Consider the following 16589-nt stretch of genomic DNA (forward strand, 5'->3'; position numbering starts at 1 on the left):
TTGCTGTCCTGTCCTGCTGCCCTACCGCAGCGGCCCGGTGATCGTCTCCACCGCCGCGACGAGCCGGCCGTCGCGCACGAACGCGTCCGCCGCCGCGAGGTCGGGCGCGAGGAACCGGTCCGGGCCGGGGCCCTGGACGCCCGCCTTGCGCACGGCGTCGATGACCGCCCGGGTCGCGGGCGCCGGGGTCAGCCCCTCGCGCAGCTCCACGCCGCGTGTGGCGGCGTACAGCTCGACGGCGATGACGCGCGTCAGGTTGTCGATGGCGGTGCGCAGCTTGCGGGCGGCCGACCAGCCCATCGACACATGGTCCTCCTGCATCGCGGAGGACGGGATCGAGTCGGCGGACGCCGGTACGGCCAGTCGCTTCAGCTCGCTGACCAGCGCGGCCTGCGTGTACTGGGCGATCATCAGGCCGGAGTCGACGCCGGCGTCGTCCGCGAGGAACGGCGGCAGGCCGTGGCTGCGGTTCTTGTCCAGCAGTCGGTCGGTGCGCCGCTCGGCGATGGAGGCGAGGTCGGCGACGGCGATGGCGAGGAAGTCCAGGACGTAGGCGACCGGGGCGCCGTGGAAGTTGCCGTTGGACTCGACGCGCCCGTCGGGGAGGACGACCGGGTTGTCGACGGCCGAGGCCAGCTCGCGTTCGGCGACGAGCCGGGCGTGGGCCATGGTGTCGCGGCCGGCGCCGGCGACCTGCGGGGCGCAGCGCACCGAGTAGGCGTCCTGGACGCGGGGCGCGTCGTCCAGGTGGTGGCCGGTGAGCTCCGAACCCGCGAGGACGGCCAGCATGTTGGCGGCGCTGGCGCCCTGACCCGGGTGCGGGCGGATGGCGTGCAGTTCGGGGGCGAGGACCTTGTCGGTGCCGAGGAGGGCCTCCAGCGACAGGGCGGCCGTGACATCGGCGGACTTGTAGAGGAGGTCCAGGTCGGCGAGGGCCATGACCAGCATGCCGAGCATGCCGTCGGTGCCGTTGAGGAGCGCCAGGCCCTCCTTCTCGCGCAGCTCGACGGGGGCGATGCCGTGCTCGGCGAGGAGTTCGGCGGCGGGGCGCACGACGCCGTCCGGCCCCTCGGCGTCGCCCTCGCCCATCAGCGTGAGGGCGCAGTGCGAGAGCGGGGCCAGGTCGCCGGAGCAGCCGAGGGAGCCGTACTCGTGGACGACGGGGGTGATGCCGGCGTTGAGGATGTCGGCCATGGTCTGCGCGACCTCGGGCCGGACGCCGGTGTGCCCGGAGCAGACGGTCTTCAGCCGCAGGAACATCAGCGCCCGGACGACCTCCCGCTCGACGCGCGGGCCCATGCCGGCGGCGTGCGAGCGGACGATGTTGCGCTGCAGCTGGGTGCGGAGTTCCTGGCTGATGTGCCGGGTGGCGAGCGCGCCGAAACCGGTGGAGACGCCGTAGACGGGCTCGGGCTTGGCGGCCAGCGCGTCCACGATCTCGCGGGCCGCGGCGAGGGCCGCCACCGCTTCCGCGGAGAGCTCGATGCGGGCGCCGTCGCGCGCCACGGCGAGTACGTCGGACGCGGTCACTCCGGACGTCCCCACCACCACAGTGTGCATATCCATATTCAGGAGCGTACGCAGTGAAGACGGTGATGTCACCAGTGGGGGCCGGGTTCGCCCCTTACCGAATACATCACAGTCACCGTTACAGTCACCGCCACCGTCACAGGGACCGCCTCAGGGCCGCCCCCTGAACCGCCGCCGCTCGGCGGGCCGCTCCCGCTCCCCCGACGGCGGCTCGTCGGCGAGGCGGACGACGGGATCGTCGGGCCCAGCCCGCCCGGCCACCACCGGACGGGCGGCCCGTACGGCCTTGGCACGGTACTGGGCGGCGTCGGCGAGCCGGAAGAGCCGGCGGGCGGAGCCCACGGGACCGATGGGGTCCCCGGTGGAGGCCACCCCGCAGGCCACGCCCTCACCGAGCTCCAGCTCACCGGCCCGGCGGCAGAGGTCGTCGGCGACCTTGACGACGTCGTCGGCGGGCGGCCCGACGGCCAGCAGACAGAACTCGTCCCCGCCGAGCCGGGCGGCCAGCGCGCCGGGCAGCATCGCCCCGCACAGCGACAGCACCGAGCCGAACCGCTCCAGCAACCGGTCCCCGACGGCGTGCCCGAGGCTGTCGTTGACCCGCTTCAGCCCGTTGAGGTCGCAGACGGCGAGGCTGACGACGACCCCCTCCGTCCGATGCCGCTCGACCGCCTCCTCAAGCCGTACGTCGACGGCGCGGCGGTTGGCCAGGCCGGTGAGGGCGTCGGTGAAGGCGAGCCGGCGGGCCTCCTGCAGCCGCTCCGTCTGGGCGAGCCCCGCGGCGACGACGGCGGCGAGGACGGTCGCGAAGTCGGCGTCGGCCCGGTCGAAGACCGGGGTGCCGACGGAGCGGGCGACATACAACTCGCCCCAGGCCCGGCCGTGCAGCACGATCGGCGCGACCACACAGGAGCCGCGGCCCCTGCGGCGCAGGGCGGCGACCCGCTGGTGGCAGTAGCCGGGGCGCCCCGCGGCAGGCCCCTGGGCCGTCTCGACCCAGGCGTTGGGCTCGCCGCCGGCCGCCCAGCGCTCGTGCAGGAACTCGGTGATCTCGGGGAACTGGTGCACCGGGTAGGCCTCGTCCTCCGGGAACTCGTCCTCGTCGGCGGCCCGGTCGCCCACGTTCGCCAGGACGCGCAGCCGCCCGAGGTCCCGCTCCCACACCGAGAGCGCGGCAAAGCCTCCGGCCAGCGCCCGGCAGGCCCCGAGGGCGGCCGCACGCCACGACTCGCGGGGGGTGTGCGCGGCCGCCATCCCCTGCGCGAGCGCCACCACGGCCACCAGGCGTCTGTCCTCACCCATCTCCCCAGGCTAGGGATATTTGGGTTAAAAAGAGACACAGAGGAGCACTTAGAGTGACCCGACCCGCGACCACGGTCCCGAAAAGCGGTCACTCACCCGGCCACTGCGGCTTCCGCTTCTCGTTGAAGGCCGCCACGCCCTCCGCCCGGTCCCCCGAGAACGCCACCGACCGCCACGCCGCGTCCTCCACCTCCAGCCCGGCCCGCAGCTCCAGCCCCTGTCCGAGCCGCAGCGCCCGCTTCGCCGCCCGCAGGCCCACCGGCGAGTTCGCGCCGATCCGCGCGGCCAGCGCCAGCGCGTCCTCCCGGTCCCGCCCCTCCTCCACCAGGACGTCCACCAGGCCCAGTTCCCGCGCCTCGGCCGCCTCCACCCGGCGCGCCGTGAAGATCAGCTCGGCCGCCCGGGCCGCCCCCACCCGGCGCGGCAGCAGCTGCGTCCCGCCGCCCCCGGGGATCACCCCCACCGACACCTCGGGCAGCCCCACCACCGCCGTGCGGTCGGCCACGATGACATCGCAGGCCAGGGCCAGTTCGAAGCCGCCGCCCAGCGCGAAGCCGTGCACCGCGGCGACGGTGGGGACCGGCAGCTCCAGTACGCCGGTGTACGCCCCGCGGGTGAGCGGCCGCTGCCGGACCAGTTCGGCGTCGCTGAAGGAGTTCCGCTCCTTGAGGTCGGCGCCGACGCAGAACGCCCGCTCGTGCGTCGAGGTCAGCACGACCACCCGGACGTCCCGGTCCTCGCCCAGCGCCGCGCACGCCCCGGCGATCGACCGGGCCATGTCGGTGGAGACGGCGTTCATGGCCTTCGGCCGGTCGAGGGCCAGCTCCGCGACGTGCCCGCCGTCCCCGTGCCGCCGCACCAGCACGAACTCCCCGAACCGCTCCTCGCCCGTGACACCGTTCGAGACACCGCCCATGACACCGCTCACGACACCCTCCGGTTAACGCGGGTTAACTTCTTTCGTTCGCCCGATCATCGCAGCCGGGGTCCCCGGGCGAAAGAGCGGACCCGTCGCCCGACGCGGCCCCGCCCACCCGTTCGAGTGACATCCCGCCCAACTCCCCCCGCACCGCCCACGGGAGCGCATACCGTGCGTCCGCCCCGGCGCATCGGGGGCGCGACCGCATCGGGAGGGAACGCGCGATGACGAGCACGCGGACCGGGCTGGACGATCCGGCACGTCAGGACGCGACGGCGGCCTGGGACGGGGCGCCACCCGAGGAGGCCGGCCCGCTGTGGGCCCCGCGCGTCCGCGGCCGGCACCGCCGCCCCCGCCCCCGCAAGGTGCTGTTCGCCGCGGGCGGCCTCGCGCTGGCCGCCGGCATGCTGAGCCTCGTCCGGCTGACTCCCCACTCGGGCGACGTCACCGGCATCGGCGCGGCGGAAGCCGAATCCCAGCCCGACCCGGTCACGGACACAGCCACGGACACAGACGCCTCTACGGGCGCGGGCACGGGTACCGGTACGGCTGTCGGGGGCACCGGCACCGGCGCCGGCAGGGACAAGGGCCGCTCGGCCGACGCGGCCGTCCCCGGCGCCGCCGCCCCGACCGCGCCCACCGCCATGGGGGGAGCGAGCGCGAGGCCGACTCCCGGGGTCGGCCTGGTCCCCGGCACCCCGGGCTCGGCCACGTCCGTCGCCCTCACCCCGGGTGCCACCTACACTCCGGTCGCGCCCCACGCCCAGGCGCCCGCGCCCGCGAGGACGGCCGCCCCGCGGCCCACGGCGACCCCGACACCGTCGGCCGCACCGACGACGGCGGCGCCCGCACCCCAGCCGCAGAATCCGGGGCCGGGGCAGTCGGGGCAGCCGGGCGTCTGCGTCCCGGTCGTCGGCCTCTGTGTGGACCCACTGGGCGCTCCGGTACCGAAGCTGTAGCCCGCTGGAGCTCCAGCCGACCACGGCTCCAGCCCGCTACCGGTTCAGGCTTCCTCGTTGTTGCGCCGGGTGAGCAGCCAGGGCTCGACCACGCCGAGACCGCGTACCGGCCGCTGCCACATGGGCTGCAGTGCGAAGCGGTACGTGGGCGGCTCCTCGCCCTCCTTCTCGGCGGCGGCGGCCTCTTCTGCTGCCTCCGCCTCCGAGGCCGGGGCGTCGCCCGTGCGGATCAGCTCCTCGGCGAACGCGCTGTCGACGAGGACGGCGTCCCGGGGCGCTATCGACGTCAGCCGGGAGGCCAGGTTGACGGTCGTGCCGAAGACATCGCCCATCCGGGTGGTGACGGTGCCGAAGGCCATGCCGACCCGCAGTTCGGGCATCGTCTCGTCGTTGCTCATCGTCTCGACCAGCAGCAGCGCGATGTCGGCCGCGGTGCCCGCGTCGTCGGCCGCGTAGAGCACCTCGTCGCCGAGGGTCTTGATCAGGCGTCCGCCGCGGGCGGCGACCAGGTCGGCGGAGGTGGTCTCGAAGGCCTCGACCAGCTCGCCGAGTTCCTCCTCCTCCATGCGGCGCGTCAGCCGGGTGAAGCCGACGAGGTCGGCGAAGCAGACGGCGAGTCGCCGGTCGACCATCTCCTCGTCGTCCGCGGCCTGCACGACCCGGCCGGCCGAGGCGGCGAGCTGGCGCCGCCAGACGTAGACGAGGAACTCCTCCAGCTCGGGCAGCAGCAGTTCGACGATGGGATACGTGACCTCGGTGCGGGTCATGCCCGGCTCGGGCGGCTCGGTCAGGCCCTCCAGGAAGGAGTCGATCTGCCATTCCGCCAGCCGGGCGGTGGTCTGCCCGGTGGACCGGGCCACCTGCACGGCCATCGCCTCGCTCAGCAGCCCCGCCTCGACGAGACCCGCGAGTCGCCGCAGGGCGAGGACGTCGGCCTCGGTGAGCGCCTTGGCCTGTCCGATGTCGGCGAAGCCCATGGCCCGCCAGAAGCGCGACGCCAGCTCCATGGAGACGCCGGCGCTGCGGGCGGCCTGAAAGGGGGTGTAGCGCCGCTCGGCGCCGAGGATGAGCTGTTCGAGGCGCAGCGCGAGAGGATGCGGGTCCTCACCGGGGTCGCCCGGCTCGCCGGGTTCGGCGGCCGGCAGGTTTACCCGGCCGTCCGCGCCCGCGCCGGAGCCCGTGTCGTCGACGGTCACGCCTGCTGCCCTTCCGATCTTCCGCGGTCAGGTATCGACCGGCCTCAACTCTACGGCAGGTGTGCCCCAGCTCACTCCGTTCCGTTCGGCAGGGAGCATGGTGCCCGGCGTTCCTGTCGACCGTTGCGGTCGACGGTTCCGGTCGACGTCTTCCGTCAACCGGGGGACGACGGTCTCACGCCGGTCGCAGGTGGACGATGTCTCCCGCGCCCACCGGCTCCTGCACGCCTTCCTTCGTGGCGATGACGAGCCGTCCGTCGCCGTCGACCGCGACCGCCTCGCCGACGATCGACCGGTCCCCCGGCAGTTCGGCCCGTACCGTTCGTCCCAGGGTCGCGCACCCCGCCGCGTACGTCTCCTGCAGACCGCTGGCCGCGGGGTCGCCGCCGGCCTCGCGCCAGCGCCCGTACCACTGCTCCAGCGACCGCAGGACGCCCCGCAGCAGCGGGTCCCGGTCGGTGTTCTGGGCGCCCGCGAGCGCCAGCGAACCCGCCTGGGGGACGGGGAGTTCGTCCGCGCGCAGGCTGACGTTGATGCCGACGCCGACGACCACCGCGTCCTGGCCCGCCCGCTCGGCGAGGATGCCGCCGGCCTTGCGTTCCTCGCCCTCGACGGTCACCAGGAGGTCGTTGGGCCACTTGAGTGCCGTGTCGACGCCCGCCACCCGGGACAGTCCCGTCGCCACGGCGACCCCGGTGAGCAGCGGCAGCCAGCCCCAGCGGGACACCGGCACCCCGCTCGGGGCGAGCAGCACGGAGAAGAACAGGCCGGACCGCGGGGGCGCCGACCATCGGCGGTCCAGACGTCCCCGGCCCGCCGTCTGCTCCTCGGCGACGAGGATCGCGCCCTCGCCGGCCTGGCCCGCGCTCGCCGCCGCCACCAGGTCGGAGTTGGTGGAGCCGGTGCTCTGCACCACCTCCACCCCCGTCCACAGCCCGTCCCGCCGAAGCAGCGCGCGGCGCAGGGCCAGGACGTCGAGGGGCGGACGGTCCAGATCGGACCACCGGCTGCTGCCTGCGTCTCGCGGTGTCATGAAAGCCACCCTAGGTGTGTTGTACGCCGCACTGCCGATCGGTAAGGGCAGCACTACTCTACGGATGAGTAACCGTCCCCCCTTTTGAGCAGGCAGGGAGCCACATCCCGATGTCCGAGCCGGAAGAGCGCCCAGAGATCCAAGGGATCGACATCCACACCACCGCGGGCAAGCTCGCGGATCTCCAGCGTCGCGTCCAGGAAGCGACGCACGCCGGTTCGGAACGCGCCGTCGAGAAGCAGCACGCCAAGGGCAAGCTGACGGCCCGTGAGCGGATCGAGCTGCTCCTCGACGAGGGTTCCTTCGTCGAGTTGGACGAGTTCGCCCGGCACCGCTCCACCAACTTCGGCCTGGAGAACAACCGCCCGTACGGAGACGGCGTCGTCACCGGTTACGGCACGGTCGACGGCCGTCCCGTCGCGGTCTTCTCCCAGGATTTCACCGTCTTCGGCGGCGCGCTCGGCGAGGTCTACGGCCAGAAGATCGTCAAGGTGATGGACTTCGCGCTGAAGACCGGCTGTCCGGTCATCGGCATCAACGACTCCGGCGGCGCCCGCATCCAGGAGGGCGTGGCCTCGCTGGGCGCGTACGGCGAGATCTTCCGCCGCAACACCCATGCGTCCGGCGTGATCCCGCAGATCAGCCTGGTCGTCGGCCCCTGCGCGGGCGGCGCGGTCTACTCCCCCGCGATCACCGACTTCACGGTGATGGTCGACCAGACCTCGCACATGTTCATCACGGGCCCCGACGTCATCAAGACGGTGACCGGCGAGGACGTCGGCTTCGAGGAGCTGGGCGGCGCCCGCACCCACAACTCCACCTCGGGCGTGGCGCACCACATGGCCGGCGACGAGAAGGACGCCATCGAGTACGTCAAGCAGCTGCTGTCGTACCTGCCGTCCAACAACCTCAGCGAGCCCCCGGTGTTCCCGGAGGAGGCGGACCTCGCCGTCACCGACGAGGACCTGGAGTTGGACTCCGTCGTCCCGGACAGCGCGAACCAGCCGTACGACATGCACACGGTGATCGAACACGTCCTGGACGACGCCGAGTTCTTCGAGACCCAGGCGCTGTTCGCGCCGAACATCCTCACCGGTTACGGCAGGGTCGAGGGCCACCCGGTCGGCATCGTCGCCAACCAGCCGATGCAGTTCGCGGGCTGTCTGGACATCACGGCCTCCGAGAAGGCGGCCCGGTTCGTGCGCACCTGCGACGCCTTCAACATCCCGGTCCTGACCTTCGTGGACGTGCCCGGCTTCCTGCCCGGCGTCGACCAGGAGCACGACGGCATCATCCGCCGCGGCGCCAAGCTGATCTACGCCTACGCCGAGGCCACGGTCCCGCTCATCACGGTGATCACCCGCAAGGCCTTCGGCGGCGCCTACGACGTCATGGGCTCCAAGCACCTGGGCGCCGACATCAATCTGGCCTGGCCGACCGCCCAGATCGCGGTGATGGGCGCGCAGGGCGCGGTCAACATCCTGCACCGCCGCACGATCGCGGAGGCGGAGGCGAACGGGGAGGACCTGGAGGCGGTGCGCGCCCGCCTGATCCGCGAGTACGAGGACACCCTCCTCAACCCGTACATCGCGGCCGAGCGCGGCTACGTCGACTCGGTGATCATGCCGTCCGACACCCGCCGCCACATCGTCCGCGGGCTGCGTCAGCTGCGCACCAAGCGGGAATCCCTGCCCCCGAAGAAGCACGGCAACATCCCCCTCTAGGCCTGCTGGGAGCCGTCATGAACATCAAGGTCGTACGGGGCAACCCGACCCCCGAGGAGCTCGCCGCCGCCCTGGCGGTGGTCCGAGCCCGCGCCGCGGCGGCGACAGCCGAGCCGCCCGGCGCGACCGGCCCGAGGGACGCGTGGTCCGACCCGTCGCGGATCGCGGCCCACCGCCTGCCCCACCCGGGCCAGTCGTCCTGGACCCGCACCTACTGGCCGGGGTGAGCGGACTCAGGGGCGCGGGGAACCGCGCACCGCGGAACAGCACCGGGCGCCGATTTTGAGTACCCGTACTCAGGCGCCCGGACCCGGCCAAGCCCCACGCTGGTGGCATGCTGTGGTCCGACCCCGAGAACGAGCCTCCCAAGGAACTCCGCGACATGCAGGAGACCCTGCGCAGACTCGGCCTCTTCCTCGCCCTGGCCATGGTGCTGGCGATGATCGTGCTCGGCCTCAGATGACCGGCGATACGCTGACCGCATGACAGCTCAGCCGCAGCGGCGTCTCGTCCTCGCCTCCCAGTCCCCCGCCCGACTGAACCTGCTCCGTCAGGCCGGCCTGACCCCCGAGGTCATCGTCAGCGGGGTCGACGAGGACGCCGTCTCCGCCCCGACCCCTGCCGAGCTGGCCCTCGCCCTCGCCGAGGCGAAGGCGTCCGTGGTCGCCGCGAAGCCCGAGGTGAAAGGCGCTCTGGTGATCGGCTGCGACTCCGTGCTGGACCTGGACGGCCAGGCGCTGGGCAAGCCCGCGGACGCCGAGGAGGCCACCGCCCGCTGGAAGGCGATGCGCGGGCGCGCCGGCACGCTCCAGACCGGCCACTGCGTCTACGACACCCTCAGCGGCCGCTACACCTCGGCGACCGCCTCCACCGTCGTCCGCTTCGGCGAGCCGACGGACGAGGAGATCGCGGCGTACGTCGCCTCGGGCGAGCCCCTCTACGTCGCCGGGGCCTTCACCCTCGACGGCCGTTCGGCCCCGTTCATCGAGGGCATCGACGGCGACCACGGCAACGTCATCGGCATCAGTCTGCCCCTCCTGCGCCGGCTGCTGGCGCAACTGGGCGTCGGTATCACGGAGTTGTGGGCGCCGCCGGAGGCGTGACCGGCCCCGGCGTGACCGGCGGGGGCGGGACCGGCGCGTCGCCGCCGTCGCCCTTGCTGCCGCCGTTCGCCGGTTCCTGGGCGGCGGGCCGCTGCTGGGCGTCGTACGTCATCAGGAGCAGCACGATCAGGGCGAGCACGACCACCATGAACAGGAACTGCGGCACGCCCAGCAGGCCCCACGCGAAGGCGCCCAGCAGGCCGTGCACGACGGCGACGCTGATCAGCAGGACACGGCCGAGGCCGGCGGGCGCGCGGTCGCGCACGGCCACCAGCAGGGCGACCACGGCGCACCCGGCGAAGTAGAGACCGAAGACGATCCCGCCCACCTTCGAGGACGTCGACATCACGCTCGGGTCCAGGCCGGCCAGGGACATGTCCTGCCGGTCCACCACGACGCCCATGAACCAGTTCAGCGCGGCGATGCCGAGCGCCTCCGCGAAGAGCACGACCGCCACGATCCACGCCACCGGTCTGCGTATCACCCGGTCCCCACCCACTTTCGACCCCGACGCGTTCGAGACATCCCGAACGCTACTAACGGGTAAACCCCGGGACAAGGGTTCTGCGCGCGGCAAAGAATCGTTGGGCCATTCGTAGGGACTCCACAAAGAAACCGAGTGGGCCGCAGCACGCTCTCACAGAGACCTTGACCACATGAGGGGGCTAGGGTTTGCCGGAGGAGTGCTGCGTACGGCGGTACTACAAGGGATTTCGCGGTCGAGTGAGCCTCGTATCACGCTCCGTGTGGGCAAGCTCACCGTTGGGGACGGGTCGATGAGTCGTGTCGGCAGTCCCTAAACTCGGCTTGTTTCAAGGAGGGAGCCTCAATCGTGCGCAAGGTGCTCATCGCCAACCGTGGCGAAATCGCAGTCCGCGTGGCCCGGGCGTGCCGGGATGCCGGCATCGCGAGCGTGGCCGTGTACGCCGACCCGGACCGGGACGCTCTGCATGTCCGCGCTGCGGATGAGGCGTTCGCCCTGGGCGGTGACACTCCTGGGACCAGTTATCTCGACATCGAGAAGGTGCTGAAAGCGGCGAAGGAGTCCGGCGCCGACGCCGTCCACCCCGGCTACGGCTTCCTGTCGGAGAACGCCGACTTCGCCCAGGCCGTCCTGGACGCGGGCCTGATCTGGATCGGCCCGCCCCCGCAGGCCATCCGCGACCTCGGCGACAAGGTCGCCGCCCGGCACATCGCCCAGCGCGCGGGCGCGCCCCTGGTCGCCGGCACGCCCGACCCGGTGTCCGGCGCCGACGAGGTCGTCGCCTTCGCCGAGGAGCACGGGCTGCCGATCGCGATCAAGGCCGCCTTCGGCGGTGGCGGCCGCGGTCTGAAGGTCGCCCGCACCCTCGAAGAGGTCCCCGAGCTGTATGACTCCGCGGTCCGCGAGGCGGTCGCCGCGTTCGGCCGGGGCGAGTGCTTCGTCGAGCGCTACCTCGACAAGCCCCGCCATGTGGAGACGCAGTGCCTGGCCGACACCCACGGCAACGTGGTGGTGGTCTCCACCCGTGACTGCTCCCTCCAGCGCCGCCACCAGAAGCTGGTCGAGGAGGCCCCCGCGCCGTTCCTCTCCGAGGCGCAGACGGCCGAGCTGTACTCGTCCTCGAAGGCCATCCTGAAGGAGGCCGGTTACGTCGGCGCCGGGACCGTCGAGTTCCTGGTCGGCGTCGACGGCACGATCTCCTTCCTGGAGGTCAACACCCGCCTCCAGGTCGAGCACCCGGTCACCGAGGAGGTCTCCGGCATCGACCTCGTCCGCGAGATGTTCCGCATCGCCGACGGCGAGGAGCTCGGCTACGGCGACCCGGAGCTGCGCGGCCACTCCTTCGAGTTCCGCATCAACGGCGAGGACCCGGGGCGCGGCTTCCTGCCGGCCCCCGGCACGGTCACCACGTTCGCCCCGCCGTCCGGTCCCGGCGTGCGTCTGGACGCGGGCGTGGAGTCGGGCTCGGTCATCGGCCCGGCGTGGGACTCGCTGCTCGCCAAGCTGATCGTCACCGGCGCGACCCGCGAGCAGGCGCTCCAGCGGGCCGCCCGCGCGCTGGCGGAGTTCCAGGTCGAGGGCATGGCCACGGCGATCCCGTTCCACCGCGCGGTCGTCACCGACCCCGCGTTCGCGCCCGAACTCACCGGCTCCGCCGAACCGTTCACGGTGCACACCCGCTGGATCGAGACCGAGTTCGTCAACGAGATCCCCGCGTTCGCGGCCCCGGCCGACGCCGAGGCCGAGGACGAGACGGACCGCGAGACGATCGTCGTCGAGGTCGGCGGCAAGCGGCTGGAGGTCTCCCTCCCGTCCTCGCTGGGCATGAGCCTGGCCCGCACAGGTCTCGCGGCGGGCGCCAAGCCCAAGCGCCGGGCGGCCAAGAAGTCCGGCCCCGTCGCCTCCGGCGACACCCTCGCCTCCCCGATGCAGGGCACCATCGTGAAGGTGGCCGTCGAGGAGGGCCAGGAGGTCAAGGAGGGCGACCTGGTCGTCGTCCTCGAAGCGATGAAGATGGAGCAGCCGTTGAACGCGCACCGCTCCGGCACCATCAAGGGCCTCGCGGCAGAGGTCGGCGCGTCCGTCACCTCGGGTGCGTCGATCTGCGAGATCAAGGACTGATCCCCCCGATCAATCCCGCCGAGGCGCCCGCTCAGCCGGGCGCCTCACCGCTTTCACCGCGGCGCCCGACACTTCGCGGCGTCAACGGCGGCGCAGGTCCGCGACCCTGGCGCGCTCCGCGCCGGGGTTCGCGTCCCCCAACGCGGCGGTCGCCCGCAGGGTGGCCGCGCCCGGGACCTGGCCCCGGCGCGGAGCCGGCAGCGGCACGTCCCGACGCTGCTGGTGACGCGCCGGGACCGCATCACCTCCCTGGCTTCCCGACGCCCCGGCCACGGCGATCTGCACTCCCTGGTCCGCCAGGGCCTGCAGTTCGGTGCCGGCGCGGTCGTCGTGCGGTGGCGGCTCGTCGGTGACCAGGCGGGTGATGAGGTCCGTGGGCACGGTCTGGAACATGGTGTCGGTGCCGAGCTTGGTGTGGTCGGCGAGGACGACGACCTCGGCGGCCGCCTGCACCAGCGCCCGGTCCACGGACGCCGACAGCATGTTGGACGTGGACAGCCCGCGCTCGGCGGTGAGGCCGCTCCCGGAGAGGAAGGCCCTGGACACCCGCAGACCCTGCAGGGACTGCTCGGCGCCCGAGCCCACCAGGGCGTAGTTGGAGCCTCGCAGGGTCCCGCCGGTCATCACGACCTCGACCCGGTTGGCATGGGCCAGTGCCTGGGCCACGAGGAGGGAGTTGGTGACGACCGTCAGGCCGGGGACACGGGCGAGCCTGCGGGCCAGCTCCTGGGTGGTGGTACCCGCCCCGACCACGATGGCCTCGCCCTCTTCGACGAAGCCCGCGGCAAGGTCCGCGATGGCGGTCTTTTCAGCGGTCGCGAGATGGGATTTCTGCGGAAAGCCGGACTCCCGCGTGAAACCGCCCGGCAATACCGCACCGCCGTGTCGGCGGTCGAGGAGTCCTTCTGCCTCCAGCGCGCGCACGTCCCGCCGTACGGTCACTTCGGAGGTCTGGACGACGCGGGCGAGTTCACGGAGCGACACGGCCCCGTTCGCTCGCACCATTTCGAGGATCAATTGACGACGTTCTGCAGCGAACACGAAACTGACAGTAACGCGGACGACCGTCTGCTTTCAGCTCTTTGCGCCGAATAGTAGAAGTTGTTCGCACAGGGGGACGGGAGGTGGTATAGGGCCCGGTTCCGGCGCCTTTGCCGTCCGCATGTCCGGTATCAGGCCTCGCCTGCCGCTTTTCGTGTGTGCAGCTGTCGGGCGACCTCCGCGATCGACCCGGAAAGAGACGGGTACACGGTGAACGCGTTCGCGATCTGTTCGACCGTCAGATTGTTGTCGACGGCGATCGAGATGGGGTGGATCAGTTCCGAGGCGCGCGGCGCCACGACCACACCGCCGACGACGATGCCGGTGCCGGGCCGGCAGAAGATCTTGACGAAGCCATCGCGAATGCCCTGCATCTTGGCGCGCGGGTTGCGCAGCAGCGGCAGCTTGACGACGCGGGCGTCGATCTTGCCGCCGTCGACGTCGGCCTGGCTGTAGCCGACGGTGGCGATCTCGGGGTCGGTGAAGACGTTGGAGGAGACCGTCTTGAGGTTGAGCGGGGCCACCGCGTCGCCGAGGAAGTGGTACATGGCGATACGGCCCTGCATGGCGGCGACGGAGGCCAGGGCGAAGATCCCGGTCACGTCGCCGGCGGCGTAGACGCCCGGGGCGGTGGTGCGGCTGACCTTGTCGGTCCAGATGTGCCCGGACTCGCGGACCTTGACGCCCGCCTCCTCCAGCCCGAGACCCTCGCTGTTGGGGATGGCGCCGACCGCCATGAGGCAGTGCGAGCCGCTGATGACCCGGCCGTCGGAGAGGGTGACCTCGACGCGGTCGCCGACCCGCTTGGCGGACTCGGCGCGGGAGCGTGCCATCACGTTCATGCCGCGGCGGCGGAAGACGTCCTCCAGGACGGCGGCGGCGTCCGGGTCCTCGCCGGGCAGCACGCGGTCGCGCGACGACACGAGGGTGACCTTGGAGCCGAGGGCCTGGTAGGCGCCGGCGAACTCGGCGCCGGTGACACCGGAGCCGACCACGATGAGCTCCTCGGGGAGCTCGGCGAGGTCGTAGACCTGGGTCCAGTTCAGGATGCGCTCGCCGTCGGGCTGGGCGTCCGGCAGCTCGCGGGGGTGCGCGCCGGTGGCGAGCAGGACGGCGTCGGCGGTGAGGGTCTCCTCGGTGCCGTCGGCGGCGGTGACGACGACCTTGCGGGAGCCGTCCAGGGCCTGCATGCCCTCCAGGCGGCCCCGGCCGCGCAGCACCCGGGCGCCGGCGCGGGTGACGGAGGCGGTGATGTCGTGCGACTGGGCGAGCGCGAGGCGCTTCACCCGTCGGTTGACCTTGCCGAGGTCCACGCCGACGACCCGGGCCGCCTGCTCCAGCGGCGGGGTGTCGTCGGCGACGATGATCCCCAGCTCCTCGTACGAAGAGTCGAAGGTGGTCATCACCTCGGCCGTGGCGATCAGGGTCTTCGACGGCACGCAGTCGGTCAGCACCGACGCTCCGCCCAGACCGTCGCAGTCGACGACGGTCACCTCCGCGCCGAGCTGCGCGGCCACCAGCGCCGCTTCATAGCCGCCGGGTCCGCCACCGATGATCACGATCCGAGTCACGTACTCCATTGTCCCGCACAGCGGGCGCGGGTACTGCCCCGGGGGCCGCCAGGGTCGCCATTGTGATGAGAGTGACGCGTGCGCCCACTGCCGTACTCTCCTTGCATGTCGCTCTACGCCGCGTACGCCGGCAACCTCGACGCGCGGCTGATGACCCGCCGCGCTCCCCACTCGCCGATGCGCGCCACCGGCTGGCTGAGCGGCTGGCGGCTGACGTTCGGCGGCGAGCAGCTGGGCTGGGAGGGCGCGCTCGCGACGGTCGTCGAGGACCCCGCGGACCCCGGCGCGCAGGTTTTCGTCGCGCTGTACGACATCGCCCCCATGGACGAGGAGTCCCTGGACCGCTGGGAGGGCGTCGGCCTCGGCATCTACCGGCGCGCCCGGGTACGGGTGCACACGCTGGAGGGCGAGGAGTCCGCGTGGATGTACGTCCTCAACGGCTACGAGGGCGGACTGCCGTCGGCGCGCTACCTCGGCGAGATCGCCGACGCAGCCGAGTCCGCGGGCGCACCACACGACTACGTGATGGAGCTACGGAAACGCCCCTGCTGAGCCCCGTCGGCCCCGCGTCTGCGGCATGATCCGCCGGACAGGCCCCAGCCTCGCAAGAGCCTCCCGGCGGACCTCTCGTTGGAAACGACAAGGCAACGATCGCCATCCCGTTCGCTCTGTCATCTACGCGCGTAGGCGGAAACCGGATACGCTCTGTCGCGTGAACGCATCTCTTCTCCCGGACGACATCCAGGGCGACCCCCACGCCGCCGCCGACGCCGCGGCCGCGCGCCTGCGCGAACTGACCGGCGCCGAAACCCACGACGTCGCCCTCGTGATGGGCTCCGGCTGGGCGCCGGCCGTGGACGCCCTCGGCGCTCCCGACGCCGAGTTCCAGGTCACCGAGCTGCCCGGATTCCCGCCGCCCGCGGTCGAGGGCCACGGCGGCAAGGTCCGCTCGTACAGCATCGGCGAGAAGCGGGCGCTGGTCTTCCTGGGCCGCACCCACTACTACGAGGGCCGCGGCGTCGCCGCCGTCGCGCACGGTGTCCGTACGGCGGTGGCGGCCGGCTGCAAGACCATCGTGCTGACCAACGGCTGCGGCGGTCTGCGCGAGGGCATGCGCCCGGGGCAGCCCGTGCTGATCAGCGACCACATCAACCTGACGGCGACGTCGCCGATCGTGGGCGCGAACTTCGTCGACCTCACCGACCTGTACTCGCCGCGGCTGCGCGCCCTGTGCAAGGAGATCGACGACACGCTGGAGGAGGGCGTCTACGCCCAGTTCCCCGGCCCGCACTACGAGACGCCGGCCGAGATCCGCATGGCGCGCGTGATCGGCGCGGACCTGGTGGGCATGTCCACTGTGCTGGAAGCCATCGCGGCGCGCGAGGCGGGCGCGGAGGTGCTCGGCATCTCCCTGGTGACCAACCTCGCCGCGGGCATGACGGGCGAGCCGCTGAACCACGAGGAGGTCCTCCAGGCCGGACGGGACAGCGCCACGCGGATGGGCTCCCTGCTGGCCCAGGTCCTCGGCCGCCTGTAGACCCGCCCACACCCACTCGGTACCCCGCGCCCCACTCGGTAAGTCGAATAGGCATACGAGAGGTTGACC

The 16589-nt window shown here is 72.4% G+C and carries 16 protein-coding genes; 8 read left to right on the forward strand and 8 right to left on the reverse strand.

What is annotated here, in order from left to right; translation table 11 throughout:
• Window positions 1–21 precede the first annotated feature (21 nt).
• From hutH to B5557_RS16480, 3 genes are all read right to left on the reverse strand, one after another.
• Entirely contained in the window at window positions 22–1560 is a 1539-nt protein-coding gene (gene hutH / locus B5557_RS16470; protein ID WP_079660137.1) for a histidine ammonia-lyase, read from the reverse strand.
• A 120-nt stretch (window positions 1561–1680) separates the two neighbouring features.
• Window positions 1681–2832 (reverse strand): GGDEF domain-containing protein, encoded by a 1152-nt coding sequence (locus tag B5557_RS16475; RefSeq protein WP_079660139.1) that lies wholly within the window; start codon window positions 2830–2832, stop codon window positions 1681–1683.
• An 88-nt stretch (window positions 2833–2920) separates the two neighbouring features.
• Window positions 2921–3748: an enoyl-CoA hydratase/isomerase family protein gene (locus B5557_RS16480; RefSeq protein ID WP_079664815.1), complete on the reverse strand. Its 828-nt coding sequence runs from the start codon at window positions 3746–3748 to the stop codon at window positions 2921–2923.
• Between the two features lie 227 nt (window positions 3749–3975).
• Here B5557_RS16480 and B5557_RS16485 point away from each other — a divergent pair, with 227 nt between their 5' ends.
• Window positions 3976–4710, forward strand: a complete 735-nt coding sequence (locus B5557_RS16485) for a hypothetical protein (RefSeq protein WP_231976367.1) — start codon at window positions 3976–3978, stop codon at window positions 4708–4710.
• Between the two features lie 44 nt (window positions 4711–4754).
• Here B5557_RS16485 and B5557_RS16490 read toward each other — a convergent pair whose 3' ends face one another.
• Window positions 4755–5906, reverse strand: a complete 1152-nt coding sequence (locus B5557_RS16490) for an adenylate/guanylate cyclase domain-containing protein (RefSeq protein ID WP_079660140.1) — start codon at window positions 5904–5906, stop codon at window positions 4755–4757.
• A gap of 175 nt (window positions 5907–6081) precedes the next feature.
• Window positions 6082–6939, reverse strand: a complete 858-nt coding sequence (locus B5557_RS16495; RefSeq protein WP_079660142.1) for a biotin--[acetyl-CoA-carboxylase] ligase — start codon at window positions 6937–6939, stop codon at window positions 6082–6084.
• Between the two features lie 110 nt (window positions 6940–7049).
• Here B5557_RS16495 and B5557_RS16500 point away from each other — a divergent pair, with 110 nt between their 5' ends.
• From B5557_RS16500 to B5557_RS16510, 4 genes are all read left to right on the forward strand, one after another.
• The gene (locus tag B5557_RS16500) at window positions 7050–8663 is read left to right on the forward strand and encodes an acyl-CoA carboxylase subunit beta (protein ID WP_079660144.1); all 1614 of its coding nucleotides are present in this window, start codon (window positions 7050–7052) and stop codon (window positions 8661–8663) included.
• Between the two features lie 17 nt (window positions 8664–8680).
• Window positions 8681–8890 carry an acyl-CoA carboxylase epsilon subunit gene (locus B5557_RS16505; RefSeq protein WP_079660145.1) on the forward strand — a complete coding sequence of 70 codons (210 nt, stop codon included), beginning with the start codon at window positions 8681–8683 and terminating at the stop codon, window positions 8888–8890.
• Between the two features lie 107 nt (window positions 8891–8997).
• Window positions 8998–9126, forward strand: a complete 129-nt coding sequence (gene mmpB / locus B5557_RS45710) for a morphogenic membrane protein MmpB (protein WP_099936065.1) — start codon at window positions 8998–9000, stop codon at window positions 9124–9126.
• 19 nt (window positions 9127–9145) lie between these two features.
• Window positions 9146–9766 carry a Maf family protein gene (locus tag B5557_RS16510; RefSeq protein WP_079660147.1) on the forward strand — a complete coding sequence of 207 codons (621 nt, stop codon included), beginning with the start codon at window positions 9146–9148 and terminating at the stop codon, window positions 9764–9766.
• Here B5557_RS16510 and B5557_RS16515 read toward each other — a convergent pair.
• Window positions 9735–10250: a hypothetical protein gene (locus B5557_RS16515; RefSeq protein WP_079660148.1), complete on the reverse strand. Its 516-nt coding sequence runs from the start codon at window positions 10248–10250 to the stop codon at window positions 9735–9737. The genes B5557_RS16510 and B5557_RS16515 overlap by 32 nt on opposite strands.
• Before the next feature lie 348 nt (window positions 10251–10598).
• Between B5557_RS16515 and B5557_RS16520 the strand changes: the two genes are divergently transcribed.
• A complete protein-coding gene (locus B5557_RS16520) occupies window positions 10599–12371 on the forward strand; it encodes an acetyl/propionyl/methylcrotonyl-CoA carboxylase subunit alpha (protein ID WP_079660150.1) in 1773 nt (590 codons plus the stop codon).
• 81 nt (window positions 12372–12452) lie between these two features.
• On the opposite strand, the gene B5557_RS16525 is transcribed toward B5557_RS16520, so the two are convergent.
• Both B5557_RS16525 and B5557_RS16530 read right to left on the reverse strand, forming a co-directional pair.
• Window positions 12453–13412 (reverse strand): DeoR/GlpR family DNA-binding transcription regulator, encoded by a 960-nt coding sequence (locus B5557_RS16525; protein ID WP_079660151.1) that lies wholly within the window; start codon window positions 13410–13412, stop codon window positions 12453–12455.
• 131 nt (window positions 13413–13543) lie between these two features.
• Window positions 13544–14992, reverse strand: coding sequence for an NAD(P)H-quinone dehydrogenase (locus B5557_RS16530; RefSeq protein WP_079660153.1), 1449 nt, complete (start codon window positions 14990–14992; stop codon window positions 13544–13546).
• 96 nt (window positions 14993–15088) lie between these two features.
• Here B5557_RS16530 and B5557_RS16535 point away from each other — a divergent pair, with 96 nt between their 5' ends.
• The gene (locus tag B5557_RS16535; protein ID WP_079660154.1) at window positions 15089–15535 is read left to right on the forward strand and encodes a gamma-glutamylcyclotransferase; all 447 of its coding nucleotides are present in this window, start codon (window positions 15089–15091) and stop codon (window positions 15533–15535) included.
• Between the two features lie 160 nt (window positions 15536–15695).
• Window positions 15696–16520 carry a purine-nucleoside phosphorylase gene (locus B5557_RS16540; RefSeq protein ID WP_079660156.1) on the forward strand — a complete coding sequence of 275 codons (825 nt, stop codon included), beginning with the start codon at window positions 15696–15698 and terminating at the stop codon, window positions 16518–16520.
• Window positions 16521–16589: the final 69 nt, after the last annotated feature.

The sequence above is a fragment of the Streptomyces sp. 3214.6 genome (assembly GCF_900129855.1).
Classification (GTDB): domain Bacteria; phylum Actinomycetota; class Actinomycetes; order Streptomycetales; family Streptomycetaceae; genus Streptomyces; species Streptomyces soliscabiei.